At 36.6% G+C, this 16,229-nt stretch carries 14 protein-coding genes; 6 read left to right on the plus strand and 8 right to left on the minus strand.

Annotated features, from left to right (window positions below):
• Positions 1–28: 28 nt before the first annotated feature.
• Positions 29–1,006, minus strand: coding sequence for an HlyD family secretion protein (locus GYX25_RS04020; RefSeq protein ID WP_091347174.1), 978 nt, complete (start codon positions 1,004–1,006; stop codon positions 29–31).
• A gap of 281 nt (positions 1,007–1,287) precedes the next feature.
• Here GYX25_RS04020 and GYX25_RS04025 point away from each other — a divergent pair, with 281 nt between their 5' ends.
• On the plus strand, positions 1,288–2,736 hold the full coding sequence (locus GYX25_RS04025) for an EmmdR/YeeO family multidrug/toxin efflux MATE transporter (RefSeq protein WP_180214329.1): 1,449 nt from the start codon (positions 1,288–1,290) through the stop codon (positions 2,734–2,736).
• Positions 2,737–2,774: 38 nt separating this feature from the next.
• On the opposite strand, the gene guaA is transcribed toward GYX25_RS04025, so the two are convergent.
• Positions 2,775–4,358: a glutamine-hydrolyzing GMP synthase gene (guaA, locus tag GYX25_RS04030; RefSeq protein WP_091347176.1), complete on the minus strand. Its 1,584-nt coding sequence runs from the start codon at positions 4,356–4,358 to the stop codon at positions 2,775–2,777.
• 256 nt (positions 4,359–4,614) lie between these two features.
• Here guaA and GYX25_RS04035 point away from each other — a divergent pair, with 256 nt between their 5' ends.
• Positions 4,615–5,046, plus strand: coding sequence for a hypothetical protein (locus GYX25_RS04035; protein WP_174786781.1), 432 nt, complete (start codon positions 4,615–4,617; stop codon positions 5,044–5,046).
• 3 nt (positions 5,047–5,049) lie between these two features.
• A complete protein-coding gene (locus GYX25_RS04040; RefSeq protein WP_174786782.1) occupies positions 5,050–5,517 on the plus strand; it encodes a MarR family winged helix-turn-helix transcriptional regulator in 468 nt (155 codons plus the stop codon).
• Positions 5,518–5,675: 158 nt separating this feature from the next.
• Here the strand turns inward: GYX25_RS04040 and pta are convergent, their stop codons facing one another.
• Both pta and GYX25_RS04050 read right to left on the minus strand, forming a co-directional pair.
• On the minus strand, positions 5,676–7,826 hold the full coding sequence (gene pta, locus GYX25_RS04045) for a phosphate acetyltransferase (RefSeq protein WP_091347180.1): 2,151 nt from the start codon (positions 7,824–7,826) through the stop codon (positions 5,676–5,678).
• A gap of 66 nt (positions 7,827–7,892) precedes the next feature.
• A complete protein-coding gene (locus GYX25_RS04050) occupies positions 7,893–9,098 on the minus strand; it encodes an acetate kinase (protein ID WP_091347182.1) in 1,206 nt (401 codons plus the stop codon).
• A gap of 195 nt (positions 9,099–9,293) precedes the next feature.
• Here GYX25_RS04050 and yfbV point away from each other — a divergent pair, with 195 nt between their 5' ends.
• From yfbV to cysK, 3 genes are all read left to right on the plus strand, one after another.
• On the plus strand, positions 9,294–9,746 hold the full coding sequence (gene yfbV / locus GYX25_RS04055) for a terminus macrodomain insulation protein YfbV (RefSeq protein ID WP_174786783.1): 453 nt from the start codon (positions 9,294–9,296) through the stop codon (positions 9,744–9,746).
• A 15-nt stretch (positions 9,747–9,761) separates the two neighbouring features.
• Positions 9,762–10,268 carry a primosomal replication protein PriC gene (gene priC, locus GYX25_RS04060; RefSeq protein WP_091347186.1) on the plus strand — a complete coding sequence of 169 codons (507 nt, stop codon included), beginning with the start codon at positions 9,762–9,764 and terminating at the stop codon, positions 10,266–10,268.
• Between the two features lie 279 nt (positions 10,269–10,547).
• A complete protein-coding gene (gene cysK / locus GYX25_RS04065) occupies positions 10,548–11,513 on the plus strand; it encodes a cysteine synthase A (protein ID WP_091347187.1) in 966 nt (321 codons plus the stop codon).
• Positions 11,514–11,608: 95 nt separating this feature from the next.
• Here cysK and ruvB read toward each other — a convergent pair whose 3' ends face one another.
• The 4 genes from ruvB to dnaX all read right to left on the minus strand — a co-directional run bounded on the left by ruvB (position 11,609) and on the right by dnaX (position 15,954).
• Complete coding sequence (ruvB, locus tag GYX25_RS04070; RefSeq protein ID WP_091347189.1) at positions 11,609–12,613, minus strand: Holliday junction branch migration DNA helicase RuvB; 1,005 nt, start codon at positions 12,611–12,613, stop codon at positions 11,609–11,611.
• A gap of 13 nt (positions 12,614–12,626) precedes the next feature.
• A complete protein-coding gene (ruvA, locus tag GYX25_RS04075) occupies positions 12,627–13,235 on the minus strand; it encodes a Holliday junction branch migration protein RuvA (RefSeq protein WP_091347191.1) in 609 nt (202 codons plus the stop codon).
• Positions 13,236–13,412: 177 nt separating this feature from the next.
• Positions 13,413–13,751 (minus strand): YbaB/EbfC family nucleoid-associated protein, encoded by a 339-nt coding sequence (locus GYX25_RS04080; protein WP_091347193.1) that lies wholly within the window; start codon positions 13,749–13,751, stop codon positions 13,413–13,415.
• Positions 13,752–13,782: 31 nt separating this feature from the next.
• Positions 13,783–15,954 carry a DNA polymerase III subunit gamma/tau gene (gene dnaX / locus GYX25_RS04085; RefSeq protein WP_174786784.1) on the minus strand — a complete coding sequence of 724 codons (2,172 nt, stop codon included), beginning with the start codon at positions 15,952–15,954 and terminating at the stop codon, positions 13,783–13,785.
• Positions 15,955–16,229: the final 275 nt, after the last annotated feature.

Below are 16,229 nucleotides of genomic sequence, written 5' to 3' on the forward strand. Positions count from 1 at the left end.
GTGTAAAATCGCCACCTGAGTGATTATTTTAATGAGATTGCCATTTTGTTGTGACACTCATTCCCGGACGAAGACCAGATACTTTATTGATCGGTTTAGCGCGCATTTCAAAAGTTTTCAGATCAAAATCTCCTGTTGCTTTAGTCGCTTGCCAATTAGCATATTGACCTAATGCATTTAATACAGTGACTTTAACATCAATAATTTGGTTATTTAATGCCGGTACCTTTACTTGAAACGTATCACCGACTTTAAGATTTCCCAGTAAATCTTCACGAATATTAAAGGTAAACCAAATATCATTTAAATCAATAATAGAATAAAGTGGCGTTCCTGGACTATACAATTGCCCTGTTTCGGCAACACGAGTCGTAATTTGACCACTAATAGGGGAAACTAAAGTCAATTCATTTACATCCGCTTTTACCTGAGATAAAGCGGCTTCAGACTGTTCTACCTGTGCATCAGCTAATTTTTTCTGTTCTATACTACTACCATTTTCGGCTAATTCTAAATTAGCTTTAGCTGCTTCATGAGCTTTAATTGCCGCTTGATATTGATTGAAAGATTCATCATAACTCTGTTTTGAAACCGTTCCATTTTTAGCTAAGCGATCAATTCGTTCATAGCTTGTTTGTGCTAAAACTAAATCAGACTTTGCTTTATCTAACTGCGCCTTTTGTACATCAATGGTTTCTGGCCTAGTACTATAAGTATTATCACGGCTCGCCATTGCTACTTTTAACTGTGCTTCTGCGGTTGTTAGTTGAGCTAATAATGCTGGACTTGAAAGGGTAAGAAGAGTATCGCCTTGTTTAACATCATCGCCGACATCATAATTAAACTGAATTACTCGACCTTGCACTCTGGCGGCGACATCGACACGGTTAGATTCAACCTCACCTTGTAATATAATCGTACTAGGTTGATTAGCAAGATATATAATGATAACCAAAGCAATAACAGCAATGATCGCTATAATCAAAGAAAGACGTTTTTTATGCATAAATTATATTTATAAATGATTAGAATAGAACGAGAATAAGATTATTGGCAATAATATAAAGCCAAATATGAAATTACGCAATAAAATATAGCGTTATATGTGTTAGCAATTTAAAAAAAACATTTATTTTTAGTTAATTTTGAATTATTAATATTTAAAAGACCAACATTAAATTATTTATCAACCAATTCCAAATGTATTTTTTAAGCATAAATTTATTTCTGTTAAATAATAGCGTTATAATAAATAGCATATTTTAATGTATAAATTTAGGCCTTAAATTGAATGTTGAAATTATTAGCCGCTTAAAAGAATTTCAAATATATAAAAAAAGACATTCAAATAATGTACTCTTATGGCGAGAAATTTACCCTTTAGCCATTCCTATACTCATTGAAAACCTATCAGTTATATTAATGGGTATTTTTAGTACATTTTTAGTTAGCTGGATAGGCAAAGCCGAGATGGCTGCCGTAGGTCTAGCTGAAAGCTTTAATATGATTATCATGTCATTTTTTATGGCTGTGGCGCTTGGAACATCGGTAGTTGTTGCCTTTAGCCTTGGACGTCACAACCGAAAAAAAGCCGTTGTTGCCGCCAGACAGTCCATTTCATTACTCATTATTATCTCAATTTTATTATTTATTCTTATCGAATTTTCAGGATATTGGATAATTGAAATTATCGCAGGTCAAGCCGAGGCCAATGTTAAAGAATTGTCATTAACCTTTCTTAGATTAACTGTATTAGGTTACCCTGCACTAGCCTTTATTTTGATTGGTTGCGGGGCATTGCGTGGAGCAGGAAATACTAAACTACCCATGTATTTAAACATTATCATGAATATCTTAAATTTATTGATAAGTTATGTATTAATCTACGGTATATTTGATTGGCAAGGGTTAGGATTTATTGGTGCAGGTATTGGCTTAACTATATCACGTTATTGCGGTATGTTTTTTATATTACTAGTATTAACGATCAAACCAAGCCGAGCACTTTTTATCCCTTTTAGAAGCTACTTTCATTCGTTTAATGCAAAAATTCTTATTGATATATTAAGCATCGGTTTACCTGCAAGTGTTGAATCGGTAATGTTTAATATAGGCAAACTACTAACCCAAACCTTTGTAGCAGGAATGGGTACATCAACCATAGCCGCTAACTTTATTGCGTTTTCAATCGCAGGCTTACTTAATTTGCCTGGAGGCACTTTAGGTGCCACATCTACGATCATCGTCGGTAAGCGCATAGGTATGGGACAAATATATCAACCAACCAGACAACTCAAATTTATCTTTCATTTAACTAATTTTCTATTATGCCTTCTAGCTTTTTTATCAATACCTTTTGCGGGATTATTAAGCTCACTATACACCAACGACCAAGAAGTTATTGACATAGCCAAACACCTGCTATGGTTTAATGCTCTATTCACCCCATTTTGGGCATCTTCGTTTGTCTTGCCATACGGCTTTAAGGGTGCAAAAGATGCCAGCTATACCATGTGGATAGCAATAGGCAGCATGTGGATGTGCCGAATTGTAGTTGGATATCTTTTAGGGGTTTATTTTTCATTTGGTGTGATAGGTGTTTGGTTTGGTATGTTTATTGATTGGATAATCAGAAGCCTATTCTTTTATCATCGATTAGTCAGTGGGAAATGGCTCTGGCGCTATAAAAAACAAGATAGAGAACTTTTATCTCAAGAAATAAAAAGCCTTGATTAACAAAGCTTTTTATAAAATATATCTATTTTAAAATTGAATCACTCCCATTCAATGGTAGCTGGCGGTTTTCCACTTATGTCATAAACTACTCGCGAAATACCATTAACTTCATTGATGATGCGATTGGATACACGACCAAGAAAATCATAAGGTAAATGAGCCCAATGAGCGGTCATAAAGTCAATAGTTTCAACCGCTCGCAGTGAAACGACCCAGTCGTATTTGCGACCGTCACCCATTACACCAACCGAGCGTACAGGTAAAAATACGGTAAAGGCTTGGCTGACTTTGTGGTATAAGTCTGCCTTATATAGCTCTTCAATAAAGATGGCATCGGCTTTGCGTAATAAGTCGCAATACTCTTTTTTAACTTCACCAAGTACACGCACACCTAAGCCTGGTCCTGGGAATGGGTGACGATAAAGCATGTCATAAGGTAGCCCAAGTTCTAAGCCTACTTTGCGTACTTCATCTTTGAATAATTCGCGTAATGGTTCAACTAAGCCCATTTTCATATCTTCGGGTAAGCCACCAACATTATGGTGTGATTTAATTACATGAGCTTTGCCGGTATCAGCAGCTGCCGACTCAATAACATCGGGATAAATAGTACCTTGAGCCAGCCATTTTACATCTTTTAATTTTGCTGCTTCTTCATCAAAAACAGCAACAAATTCACGCCCGATAATTTTACGTTTTGCTTCAGGATCTGCTTCACCTTTTAGTGCAGCTAAAAAGCGCTCTTCGGCATTTACTGCAATAATATTTAAGCCAAATTTATTACCAAACATATCCATAACTTGTTGTGCTTCGTTCAAGCGTAATAAGCCATGATCAACAAATACACAAGTTAACTGATCGCCAATGGCTTGATGCAATAGCAACGCTGTAACTGAAGAATCCACTCCACCTGATAAACCAAGTAATACTTTGTCATTACCAACCTGTTCTTTAATGCGCGCAATAGCATCAGTAATGATTGAAGATGGTGTCCAAAGTTTTTCGCAGTGACAGATATCAATCACAAAACGTTGCAATAACTCGAAACCTTTAACAGTGTGAGTCACTTCTGGGTGGAATTGAACACCATAAAATTGTTTTTCGTCATTAGCCATAATAGCAAATGGGCAAGTTTCAGTGCGACCAATCAGTGTAAAACAGTCAGGCAAGGCTGTTACTTTGTCACCGTGGCTCATCCAAACATCAAGTTGATTAATGCCTTGTTCACTTGTACTATCCAATATGCCATCAGTTAATTTTGACGATCCAACAAGATCCACTTTAGCATAACCAAATTCACGTTGATTAGAGCCAGTGACTTGACCGCCCTTACCAACTTGAATTGCCATAGTTTGCATACCATAACAAATACCCAAAACAGGTACGCCGGCATTAAAGACATACTCGGGAGCACGAGGGCTATTAGCTTCTGTGGTACTTTCAGGACCACCTGATAAAATAATACCTTTAGGATTAAATTGTTTAATTTTTTCTTCTGATACATCCCACGGCCAAAGTTCACAGTACACACCAATTTCACGAATTCTACGAGCAATTAATTGAGTAACTTGTGAACCAAAATCGAGGATTAATATGCGCTGTTGGTGGATGTCTTTTTTCATCAATTTTATTCCTAAACTATGAACTAATACAAAATTAGGCTGATATTGTACCATTTACCACATAAATTGAGAGCATTAATTAAAAACAATTATAAATATTTTATATTATTAATAATGTTGAAATCATCTTATTACAAAATTCAATAACAAGGTCATCAAATTCACCTTGTAATAAGTCAACAAATCAAAAATTGAATTGTCTTTACTTAATTAATAAGTGAACTTATAATAAGTTAACTTATCAAAAGGAGACGCTATGAATACCATTTCAATTTCTTTCATATTACCAACCAAAGCTAAACCAACTCAAATTTGGCAATACTATACTGATCTTAATTTAAGAAAATTATGGGAAACTGATCTTGAAGACTTTCGTATATTTGGTGACTTAAAAACAGGGGCTAAAGGTATTTTCAAATTACAAAATATACCGGAAATGGAAGTGACTTTATCAAAGATTATTGATGAGCAAGAATTTACAGAACAATTTGATATGCCTGAAATAGGTTTACTGTTTTTCTCACATCAAATTATTGAAATATCGCATAATCAATATGCTTTAAAATCAGAAATTTCTCTAAAACCGGATTCAAAAATGCATACTAAAGCATCCTATGATTTTATAAAACAGATTTCAGATGATATTATTGATAAAACTTACAAATTAAATGGCTTAGTTGAAGGGTAAATTATGACAAAGGACAATAAGTTTTTAACTCAATTCCAAACTGATTCTGAATCTATTGGTTTTGTTTTTATGAAAACTTATTCGTCCTGGCATACGAATATCAAAAATTGCTTGAAAAAACAGTCTATCACTCATCCTCAATTTATAGTGCTTGCAACGCTTGCTTATCTATCACAGCAACCAGACGAAATAACACAAGTTATTTTATCAAATAAAACAAATATCGATGTGATGACAATTTCCCAAATATTAGAAAATTTAGAAAAAAAGGATTATATAAAGCGCTCTTGCTCAATTAAAGATAGTCGAGCAAAATCCATTCAATTAACCCAAAAAGGATTGAATAAAACAAATGAAACTGTACCTTTGGTTGAACAGATAGATAAAGATTTTTTTTCAACATTACAAGGTGATAAAGAACAATTTATGAAAATGTTATTAACCCTATTAAAAACCAACATGGAGGGATAAAATCATTTATAAATTTTTATTATTTATTGTTTTTATCAACTTTGAATGCTTGGACTTGACTTAAAATAAGTTTTTGAAGAACTCATTACTTGGCTAAATTTAATAAAAAAAGGTGATATTGCATCACCTTTATCTATAGTTAAAACGTTTTGCTAAATTTATTTTGCAGCATTTTGTTCTTGTGCTGATTGAATTGCGGTTAATGCAATAGTGTAGACAATATCATCAACTAATGCACCACGAGACAAATCATTCACAGGTTTACGCATACCTTGTAGCATTGGACCAATCGAAACAAGATCAGCTGAACGTTGTACAGCTTTATAAGTAGTATTACCCGTATTAAGATCAGGGAAGATAAATACTGTTGCTTTACCTGCTACTTGTGAATTTGGTGCTTTCGATTTTGCTACATCAGGCATTACCGCAGCATCATATTGCAATGGACCGTCGATCATAAGATCTGGACGTTTTTCTTGAGCAATGCGAGTTGCTTCTTTCACTTTCTCAACATCAGCACCTTGACCTGAACTACCTGTTGAATAAGAGATCATTGCAACGCGTGGTTCAATACCAAAGGCGATTGCTGTATCAGCTGATTGAATCGCAATTTCTGCCAATTCTTGCGCATTTGGATCTGGATTAATTGCACAGTCACCATAAATATACACTTGATCAGGCATTAACATAAAAAATACTGATGAAACAAGTGAACTACCTGGTGCAGTTTTAATTAATTGTAATGGTGGACGGATAGTATTAGCCGTTGTATGCACAGCACCTGAAACTAAACCATCAACTTCATTTGCTTCAAGCATCATTGTACCAAGTACTACATTATCAGCTAATTGCTCACGAGCAATCACTTCTGTCATACCTTTATTTTTACGTAATTCAACTAAACGAGGTACATATTTTTCACGAATTAATTCAGGATCAACAATTTCAACACCTTGACCTAAACTCACGCCTTGAGAAGCGGCAACTTTACGCACTTCGTCCGGATTACCAATCAATACGCATTTAGCGATATTACGCTCAGCACAAATTGCAGCTGCTTTAACTGTTCTTGGTTCATCACCTTCTGGTAATACCACTACTTTTTTCGCATTACGTGCAAGTTCAGTTAATTGATAACGGAATGCAGGTGGCGACAGACGACGTGCAGAATTCACCACTTCATTTAATGATTTAACCCATTTAGCATCGATATGGTCAGCCATATAATTTTGGGTGTTTTCCATACGCTCTTTATCATCAACAGGAATTTCTAAATTAAATTGTTGTAAGTTAATCGACGTTTGGAAAGTGTTAGTTTTAACTGTAAATACAGGTAACCCCGTATCAAAAGCAGGTTGGCATAATTTTGCGATTTTTTCGTCGATTTCGTAACCACCGGTTAAAAGCACACCACCAATAGCTACACCATTCATAGCTGCTAAACTAATCGTCACTAATACATCAGCGCGATCAGCAGAAGTCACTAACAGTGCATTTGGTTGTAAATGACTAATAATGTTAGGCACACTACGTGAGCAGAAAGAGATATGTTTAATGCGGCGGTTTTTGATATCACCTTCATTAATAATTTTTGCGTCAAAATGTTTTGCAATATCAATAGAACGACAAGCACTTAAATCCATATTCCAAGGAATACATCCAAGTACTGGCAATGGGCTATGTGCATTTAAATCATCGATAGTGATTTTTTTATCATCAAACTTAGGGGTGTGATAAATTTCAGCAACATCAGGACGAGCAAGGCTTTGTTCTTCAACTGGCGCATTGACTTTATTAACAATCACACCAACGATTTTTTCGTTTTTAATGCCGCCAAAATTAGAACGAGCAATCTCAATACGATCTCTAAGTTGTTCAGGCGTATCTTTACCCATGTTGACCACAAAAATAATTTCGGCACCAAGAGTTTTAGCGATATTATTATTAAGCTCATTGGCAAAAGGATAATCTGATGTTGGTACAATGCCTTCAACCAAAACAACATCAGCGCCTTTCGTGTTTTCAGCATAAAGGGCTACGATCTCTTCCATTAACACATCTTGTTGATTTAAACCTAATAGGTTTTCAACATGGCTCATTTTAAGCGGTTTTAGTGTTGGAATTGAAGTATTATGACTAACTAAAGTTGTCGTATTGTCTGGCGCATCGCCACCCGCTCTAGGTTGTGCTACTGGCTTGAACACGTTTAAGTTAATACCTTGACGCTCCATAGCTCGAATAACACCAAGACTCACACCAGTTAACCCGACATTGGTACCAGTTGGAATGAGCATAATAGTACGAGACATAATTGTTACCTCTTAATTCTTTATTGTATAAAAACAAACCGCCATTTAGGCGGTTTTAAATATTTATTACGCAGTTAGACGCGCAGCATCTTGAGCGATGACTAGTTCTTCATTGGTTGGAATTACCATCGCAATAGCAGAACCATCTTTAGTGATTGTGCCACCTTTACCAAAACGAGCTGCTAAGTTACGCTCTTGATCAAGTTCAAAACCTAATATACTTAATTTGTTAAGTGCCATACGACGAACTTCTTCAGAGTTTTCACCAATACCACCAGTAAAGATGATAGCATCTAAACGACCGTCTAAAAGCATTGCATAACCACCAATATATTTAACTAAACGGTGAACAAATACATCTAAAGCATTTTTAGCATTTTCATCTGTTTCGTAATGATCTGTAACATAACGACAGTCACTACTTACACCCGTTAAACCTAATAAACCTGATTTTTTATTTAACAGGTTATTAATATCCGCAACAGACATTTTTAAATTGTCGTGTAAAAAGAACATAATAGCAGGATCGATATCACCACTTCGTGTACCCATGACTAAACCTTCAAGTGGTGTTAGGCCCATTGAAGTTTCAACACATTTACCGTTTTTAACTGCAGTGATTGATGCACCATTGCCTAAGTGACAAGTGATCACATTAGTTTCTTCAACTGGTTTATTTAACAATTTGGCAGCTTGTTGGCTTACATAATAGTGACTAGTACCATGTGCACCATAACGACGGACACCATGTTTTGTGTATAATTCGTTCGGAATCGCATATAAATATGCTTCTTTTGGCATTGTGGTATGGAAAGCTGTATCAAATACCGCCACGTTTTTATTTTTTAAGTGTGGAAACGCAGCAAACGCCTCGCGAATACCAATTAAATGCGCCGGATTATGTAATGGAGCAAAAGCAGCGGCATCTTCAATACCTTTTAATACTGAATCATCGATAACTACTGATTGAGTATATTTTTCACCACCATGAACAATACGATGGCCAATAGACTTAATACTATCTAATAATTCTGGTTTTTTTGGGAAGATACTATTAACAATAAATTTAATTGCTTCACTATGTGCAGCACCTGCACCTAAAGATGCTTCACCTTTAACGCCATCAAGTTTCCACTTAATACGTGCATCAGGCAGGTTAAAACATTCGGCTAATCCAGAAAGAAACTCATCACCGTTTTCAGGGTTTATAATAGCAAATTTTAATGATGAACTTCCGCAATTAAGAACAAGAGCGTTATTACTTGATGACATAGTAATTCCTATAGATTGAATAAAAAGATATATACCAATCAAAATTGGTAACTCTGCACATGATTTAAAAATCAATGTGACTACGCTAAGGTGACTTCTGATATCTTACTTTTTGAGATAGAATAAAAAGAGTCCCCAATTTGAATAGTACTATTTTAAGATAATAAGAAGTGAATGTCGAGGAGTCACAAAAATATGAATCTAATAAACACATATAAAGCTGGACAAAGGTATATGAAGCTTTGCCCGACAGACAAACAACTAGCACATTCATTTCCTGAAGTAAAAATCATTAACCACATAAAAACCGCAACTAAATACCTACCTCCTATCGTGATTAGTTTGCTGGTTTGGCAATATTACATGCCGGCACCAATTGCGGTCACAGCAATAACGATACTATTTACCTTAAGCCTGCCGCTACAAGGAATATTTTGGTTAGGTAAACGTGCCCTATCCCCCTTACCACTTAACTTAGTTGACTGCTATAATCAACTAAAAGGAAAATTAATTACTAAAAAAGTCATTGCCGAAAACGGTACCGAAGCCAACACATTAACATTTGAATCATTTATGAAAATCATAACATTAGCAAAATTGCACTTAGGCGATTATTTTGGTCAAGATAATGATACTCCCACCTTATAACAAAGACTAACAACAATGGCAAATTTACTCGCTACACTACAAAAGCAAATTGACCAATTAGAACAACAAGTTCATTTGGCAAACGAACAGAAATTTAAAGAGCCTTATTTTGACGAACAACTTTTTCATACCAATAAAATTGTAACGGATAAAACGTTTTACCTTGAAAAAATCAAACAAACGTATCACGCATTAGTTGCTAATATTGAATTAGAAAAAGTCGAACAAATTACTTTTTTATCAGAAACATTAGTCAACCAAATGGCGGCTCTGACGCGCGAACTTGCGACCCACAACTTGCGTCAAAAACAGCCCAAAACCATTATTGAAGAAACCCTAGCCCAAAAACACATGCGCCATTTAGATTATTTGCGCCGATTGCAAGAGATGAAATACGAGCTAGAACTATCGCAAGACGTCATTAACCAAAGCAAAATAGCCGCACTTGATAACCGAATTTACCGTTGTGAACAAGCTATTAAGAAGATTGAATTAGAGATGGAAAATGATGTTTCTGGATGAATTTAAAGAAAATTTAGATATTGCTCTTCAGGTTTAACCATCCGTTCATTAAATTATGCCTAAATAACTAAATTTCTACATTTTAATACAATTTAAATTAGGTAAAAAGTACTATTAAGCACTATATAAAAAGCATAATTAGTTATGCTTATGACCAAAACGAATATTGTTATAATTATTAATTAGTACCATCTTTTTTCGTTCTATTTATAATAATAAGTATTATTAGCAAAACAACGTCATGCTATTTCCTTTATAGCAATTAACAAGGATTCTAATATGAGTAAAATATTTGATGATAATTCACAAACCATTGGTCATACGCCACTGGTTCGTTTAAAACATTTTGGTCATGGTAACATATTAGCAAAAGTCGAATCGCGCAACCCTAGTTTTAGTGTGAAATGTCGTATTGCTTCAAATATGATTTGGGATGCTGAAAAACGCGGTTTATTAACCTCTGATGTTGAATTAATCGAACCAACAAGCGGTAATACAGGTATTGCACTAGCGGCTGTTGCTGCTGCTCGTGGCTATAAATTAACATTAACCATGCCTGAAAGCATGAGCATAGAGCGCAGAAAGCTTCTTAAAGCCTTAGGTGCAAATTTAATTTTAACTGAAGCAGCTAAAGGGATGAAAGGCGCAATCGAAAAAGCCGAAGAAATTGTGGCAAGTGATCCTAAAAAAAACCTCATGCTACAACAATTTAGCAATCCAGCTAACCCAGAAATCCACGAAAAAACAACTGGCCCTGAAATATGGCAAGATACCGATGGTCAAATCGATATTTTTATTGCTGGTGTCGGAACAGGCGGTACATTCACTGGCGTAACGCGTTACATCAAAAAAACACAAGGCAAAAATATTACCGCAGTTGCCGTTGAACCGACCAATTCACCCGTCATTAGTCAAGCACTAGCAGGCGAGCCTATCAAACCAGGACCGCACAAAATTCAGGGTATTGGAGCTGGTTTTATTCCGACAAATCTTGATTTAAGTTTAATTGATATAGTCGAAAAAGTATCGAACGAAGACGCTATCGAAACAGCACGCGAATTGATGGAAAAAGAAGGCATATTAGCTGGGATATCATCGGGTGCTGCTGTTTTTGCCGCGGATCGCTTAGCTAAATTACCTGAAAATATCAATAAAACTATTGTGGTTATATTGCCGTCTTCTGGCGAACGTTATTTAAGTACCGATTTATTTAGTGGCATTTTTACTGAAAAAGAACTCGGTTAAGTCAAAATTAGCAATATAGCATCAGTAAATAAAAAAACGTGACTCATCTAATAGTCACGTTTTTTTATGAACCTTAAGTTTCTCACAACCTTAACCTAATTATCCTGAATAATGCCAAAATGGCGATACGCATGTGGTGTTGCGATTCTGCCACGAGGTGTTCGTTGAATATAACCTTGTTGAATTAAAAACGGCTCGAGCACATCTTCTATCGTTTCGCGCTCTTCACCAATGGCAGCGGCAATGTTATCTAATCCAACTGGACCACCCATAAACTTTTCGATAATAGCCAGCAACAATTTGCGATCCATATAATCAAAACCCTCGTTATCAACATCAAGCATATCAAGTGCTTGAGTGGCAATTTTTTTGTCGATAACCCCTTTTGATTTTACATCAGCATAGTCGCGTACACGACGCAAAAGACGATTGGCAATTCGTGGTGTACCGCGTGAACGTTTAGCAATTAAATGTGCACCTTCGTCTGACAAATCCATACCCAAAAATTTAGCGCTACGACTAACAATATATTCCAAATCCTCAACCCGATAAAACTCAAGGCGCTGCACAATACCAAACCTATCCCGCAGTGGCGAAGTTAACGATCCGGCGCGAGTTGTTGCACCAATTAAGGTAAAGGGGGGAAGATCGATTTTGATCGAACGTGCAGCAGGACCTTCACCAATCATAATATCTAATTGGTAGTCTTCCATCGCGGGGTATAAAATTTCTTCAACGACAGGGGAAAGACGGTGGATTTCGTCAATAAACAGCACATCGTTAGGCTCTAAATTAGTCAGCATAGCCGCTAAATCACCAGCCTTTTCTAAAACAGGACCAGAAGTGGTGCGTAAATTGACATTCATTTCGTTCGCCACAATATTGGCTAAAGTTGTTTTACCAAGTCCTGGGGGGCCAAATATAAGTACATGATCGAGCGCATCACTACGTTGTTTAGCTGCTTGAATAAAAATCTTCATCTGCTCCCGCACTTGCGGTTGCCCAATATATTCGTCCAAACATTTAGGGCGAATAGCACGATCAAGTGATTCTTCTTCCTTTTGCGCCTGTGGGGCAATTAATCGATCCGCTTCAATCATAATAAATTCCTATTTATAATGCTGATTTTAAGGCTTCACGAATCAACGTTTCGCTATCCATATCTGGCTTGATGACTTTATTAATAATACGGCTAGCTTCTTGTGGTTTATAACCTAAAGCAATTAAAGCAGAAACGGCCTCGCCTTCAATTTGATTAGCTGATTTAAGAACGTTGCCTGTATCAACAATTGTACTAGCGCTTGATAATTGCTCTCCAAAACGCTTAATACGATCTTTCATTTCAACGATTAGCCGTTCAGCCGTTTTATTACCCACGCCCGGCAACTTAACTAAGGTTTTAATTTCGCCTTGTTCAACCGCACTAATAAATTGCGATGCAGACATACCCGACAAAATAGCTAATGCTAATTTGGGACCAACACCATTAACCTTAATTAGCTCACGAAATAACTCACGTTCCTGCTCTTGATTAAACCCATAAAGCACTTGAGCATCTTCACGCACAGCAAAATGAGTTAACACAATAACTTCCTTCCCGTTTTCAGGTAATTCATAAAAACAGGTCATCGGCATAAACACATTGTAACCGACTCCACCAACTTCAATCAGTACTTTAGGAGGTTGCTTTTCAATAATAGTGCCACGTAAACGACCAATCACAATATATCCTTAATAATAAAGCGTAATAATTAAGCAAATGATTAAAGTAGTTTACCTGATAGCAAAAAAATAATAAAGAAAAACTGTATAAATAGACAGGCATAATTAAAACATTGCCGAGTTGATTAACAAACTCGGCAATATAAAAGAGATAACTAACTAAATGAATGCGTTAACTTAAAACGGCATTTTAAAACCCGGTGGTAATTGCATGCCACCAGTTACTTGCGCCATTCTTTCTTTTTGTGCGTCATCTAAACGGCGAGCAGCATCGTTATAAGCAGCGGCAATAAGATCTTCTAACATCTCTTTATCGTCTTCTGCTAATAGTGATGGATCAATTTCAACACGTTTACAGCTATGCGTACCGTTAATAGTGACTTTAACCATACCCGCGCCCGACTCGCCAGTCACTTCTAATTTAGCGATCTCTTCTTGCGCTTGTTGCATTTTTGCTTGCATTTGTTGGGCTTGTTTCATTAAATTACCCAAGCCGCCTTTTCCACCTGAAAACATAATAATTCCTCGTTAAAAAATATAGCCACGATTATACAGGACGAACACTTGCTTCATCAATCTTGGCATCAAAATATCGGCAAATTGTTGCCACTTTTGGATCTTCGGCAATAGTTATTTTTGCCTGTGCTAGTTTTTGTTGATACAACTCTTCACGCATTTCGATTGGCGTCTTACGATTTTGATCATCATCAATAACAATCTTCACATCAAGCTCTTGATTGTGATATTTACAAAGTGCTTTTTTCACTTTAATCACATTCCCTGCCGAATTAATTAAGTGTTTAACTGCCGATCGCATATGCAACACTATCGTTCCATTATCTACTTGCTCAAAAGCGGAGTTAACCACAATTTGCTTAATCAAAGGCGACAAATCCAACTGCTCAATTTCAGCACACCATGCATCCTTTTGAGCCATTTCGGCAATCAATTTTTTGGTCATTTCGGGGGTCTTTTCACCATTAAGTGACTCTCGAAAAGCTTTTGTATCAACCACAACCTCTTCTTTCATAGCAATTAAGCCACTGGCTTGCCATTGATAATTTTCGGCTGTGATCTCTTCTTCCTCGTTCTCACAACTACCTTCATCGTTATCAGTATTGACTGACTCAACAGTTGCCGAGTTTTGTTTAATTCGTTCAAGTGATGCACTGACTACTGGAGTTTTGGGTTGAGCAACACTAGTCGCGCCAACCGCTTTAGACTTTTTTGGCTTTTGTTCCTCTTTCATCAACTGCATACGCATTTCTAAAATACTCTTAGTCACAGACGAAACATCTTCAGGAATCGCTACATCGTCAGTGGTTGATTTAATATTAGCCGTTTGCTCAACCTTTTGCGCTATAGCAGACGACGTATCACTCACTGGTTGCAAAGAATTTTGTGGTTGTTGTGATAAAGGCGAACTAAGATCTGATTGTTGCGTATTGACGGATGGTGATGTAGTTTGCGCTGAGTGAGTAGCAGAGATATTCTCAGGCTGAGCTACTTGTGGTGCGCTTGTTGTTGGTGCAGGGTCAGCATACTGAGTTTGCGACTGCATTTGCCCTTGTGGCTTCGTATTGCTTTGAACAGAAACAGGACTAACAGCAACGGGGGGAGTGACAGCATCAACCGCCTTAGGCATAAAAGCCAAAGCACGTAAAAAGCTCATTTCAACACCGATTTTTTTATCGGGAGCAAAAGCAAGCTCTTTACGACCCATCAACAAAATTTGATAAAACAACTGCACATCATTCGGCGACATATATTGTGCTAAAAAGCGGATACGGTCTTCGTTATCGGTATAATCACCTAATGCTGTTGGCACTACTTGTAATAACGCAATTTGATGCAACAAGGTAATGGTTTCGGCTAACAAAGTATCCCAATCCGCTCCCTGCATAGCAGCCGCTTCGATTTGTTGCATTAGTGCATTACCATCACCATGATGCAATGCCTCAACAAACGAAAACGGAATTGATTTATCAAGCGTACCAAGCATAACCGCCACCGAATTAGCATCAACCATACCATTACCAAGAGCGATGGCTTGATCGGTCAAACTCAGTGCATCACGCATACTTCCATTAGCGGCTTTTGCCAACATCCCAATCGCTTTAGGTTCGCTACTGATTTTTTCTAACTGTAAAATATGAGCTAATTGTTTGCTGATTAGCGCTGTATCAAGCACATTTAAATGCAAATGCAAACAACGCGACAAAATAGTAATCGGCAATTTTTGTGGATCCGTTGTCGCCAATAAAAACTTAACATGCTCGGGTGGCTCTTCTAGAGTTTTTAGTAATGCATTAAAACTACTGCGTGACAACATGTGGACTTCATCAATCAAATAGACCTTAAAGCGCCCTTTGGTTGGCAAGTATTGAATATTATCAAGTATTTCGCGTGTATCTTCGACCTTAGTACGCGATGCGGCATCAATTTCGAGTAAATCAACAAATCGCCCTTGCTCAATATCACGACAATTATCACAAACCCCACAAGGCGTTGCCGTAATGCCAGTTTCGCAATTAAGCCCTTTAGCTAACAAACGCGCAATTGAGGTTTTACCCACGCCACGCGTGCCTGAAAATAAATAAGCATGATGAACGCGACCAAGTGATAGCGCATTAGACAAAATTTTAAGGACATGTTCCTGCCCCACAACTTCAGAAAATGATTTTGGTCGCCATTTGCGTGCCAGAACTTGATAACTCATAATCACCATAACTTATTGTCGTTGAATTTGACGATAATCATACCATAAACCAATAAAATAGTCTTTAAACTGCCGATAATTGATGCAATATTAAACAATATAAATTACCTCACAACGAGGGAAAGTTGTTTATTGGTGAATTAATTTAAATAAGGGGGATGTAGACAAGCTATTAGTAAAAAGTAGTAGTTAGTAGGTTATCAATACAAATCGATAGATTTTTTAAGTGTTTGATTTTAATTTAAAAAAGGAAAATAAAAACTTCAATAAAATCA

It is taken from the genome of Gilliamella sp. ESL0254 (genome assembly GCF_013344985.1).
Taxonomy (GTDB): domain Bacteria; phylum Pseudomonadota; class Gammaproteobacteria; order Enterobacterales; family Orbaceae; genus Gilliamella; species Gilliamella bombicola.

What these genes read in the sequence shown, in the direction of transcription:
- priC (WP_091347186.1), top strand. Translation starts at nt 9,762, where the DNA reads ATGGCAAATTTACTCGCTACACTACAAAAGCAAATTGACCAATTAGAA.
- GYX25_RS04080 (WP_091347193.1), bottom strand. Translation starts at nt 13,751, where the DNA reads ATGTTTTCAGGTGGAAAAGGCGGCTTGGGTAATTTAATGAAACAAGCC.
- guaA (WP_091347176.1), bottom strand. Translation starts at nt 4,358, where the DNA reads ATGAAAAAAGACATCCACCAACAGCGCATATTAATCCTCGATTTTGGT.
- GYX25_RS04050 (WP_091347182.1), bottom strand. Translation starts at nt 9,098, where the DNA reads ATGTCATCAAGTAATAACGCTCTTGTTCTTAATTGCGGAAGTTCATCA.
- GYX25_RS04020 (WP_091347174.1), bottom strand. Translation starts at nt 1,006, where the DNA reads ATGCATAAAAAACGTCTTTCTTTGATTATAGCGATCATTGCTGTTATT.
- GYX25_RS04035 (WP_174786781.1), top strand. Translation starts at nt 4,615, where the DNA reads ATGAATACCATTTCAATTTCTTTCATATTACCAACCAAAGCTAAACCA.
- dnaX (WP_174786784.1), bottom strand. Translation starts at nt 15,954, where the DNA reads ATGAGTTATCAAGTTCTGGCACGCAAATGGCGACCAAAATCATTTTCT.
- yfbV (WP_174786783.1), top strand. Translation starts at nt 9,294, where the DNA reads ATGAATCTAATAAACACATATAAAGCTGGACAAAGGTATATGAAGCTT.
- pta (WP_091347180.1), bottom strand. Translation starts at nt 7,826, where the DNA reads ATGTCTCGTACTATTATGCTCATTCCAACTGGTACCAATGTCGGGTTA.
- cysK (WP_091347187.1), top strand. Translation starts at nt 10,548, where the DNA reads ATGAGTAAAATATTTGATGATAATTCACAAACCATTGGTCATACGCCA.
- GYX25_RS04040 (WP_174786782.1), top strand. Translation starts at nt 5,050, where the DNA reads ATGACAAAGGACAATAAGTTTTTAACTCAATTCCAAACTGATTCTGAA.
- ruvB (WP_091347189.1), bottom strand. Translation starts at nt 12,613, where the DNA reads ATGATTGAAGCGGATCGATTAATTGCCCCACAGGCGCAAAAGGAAGAA.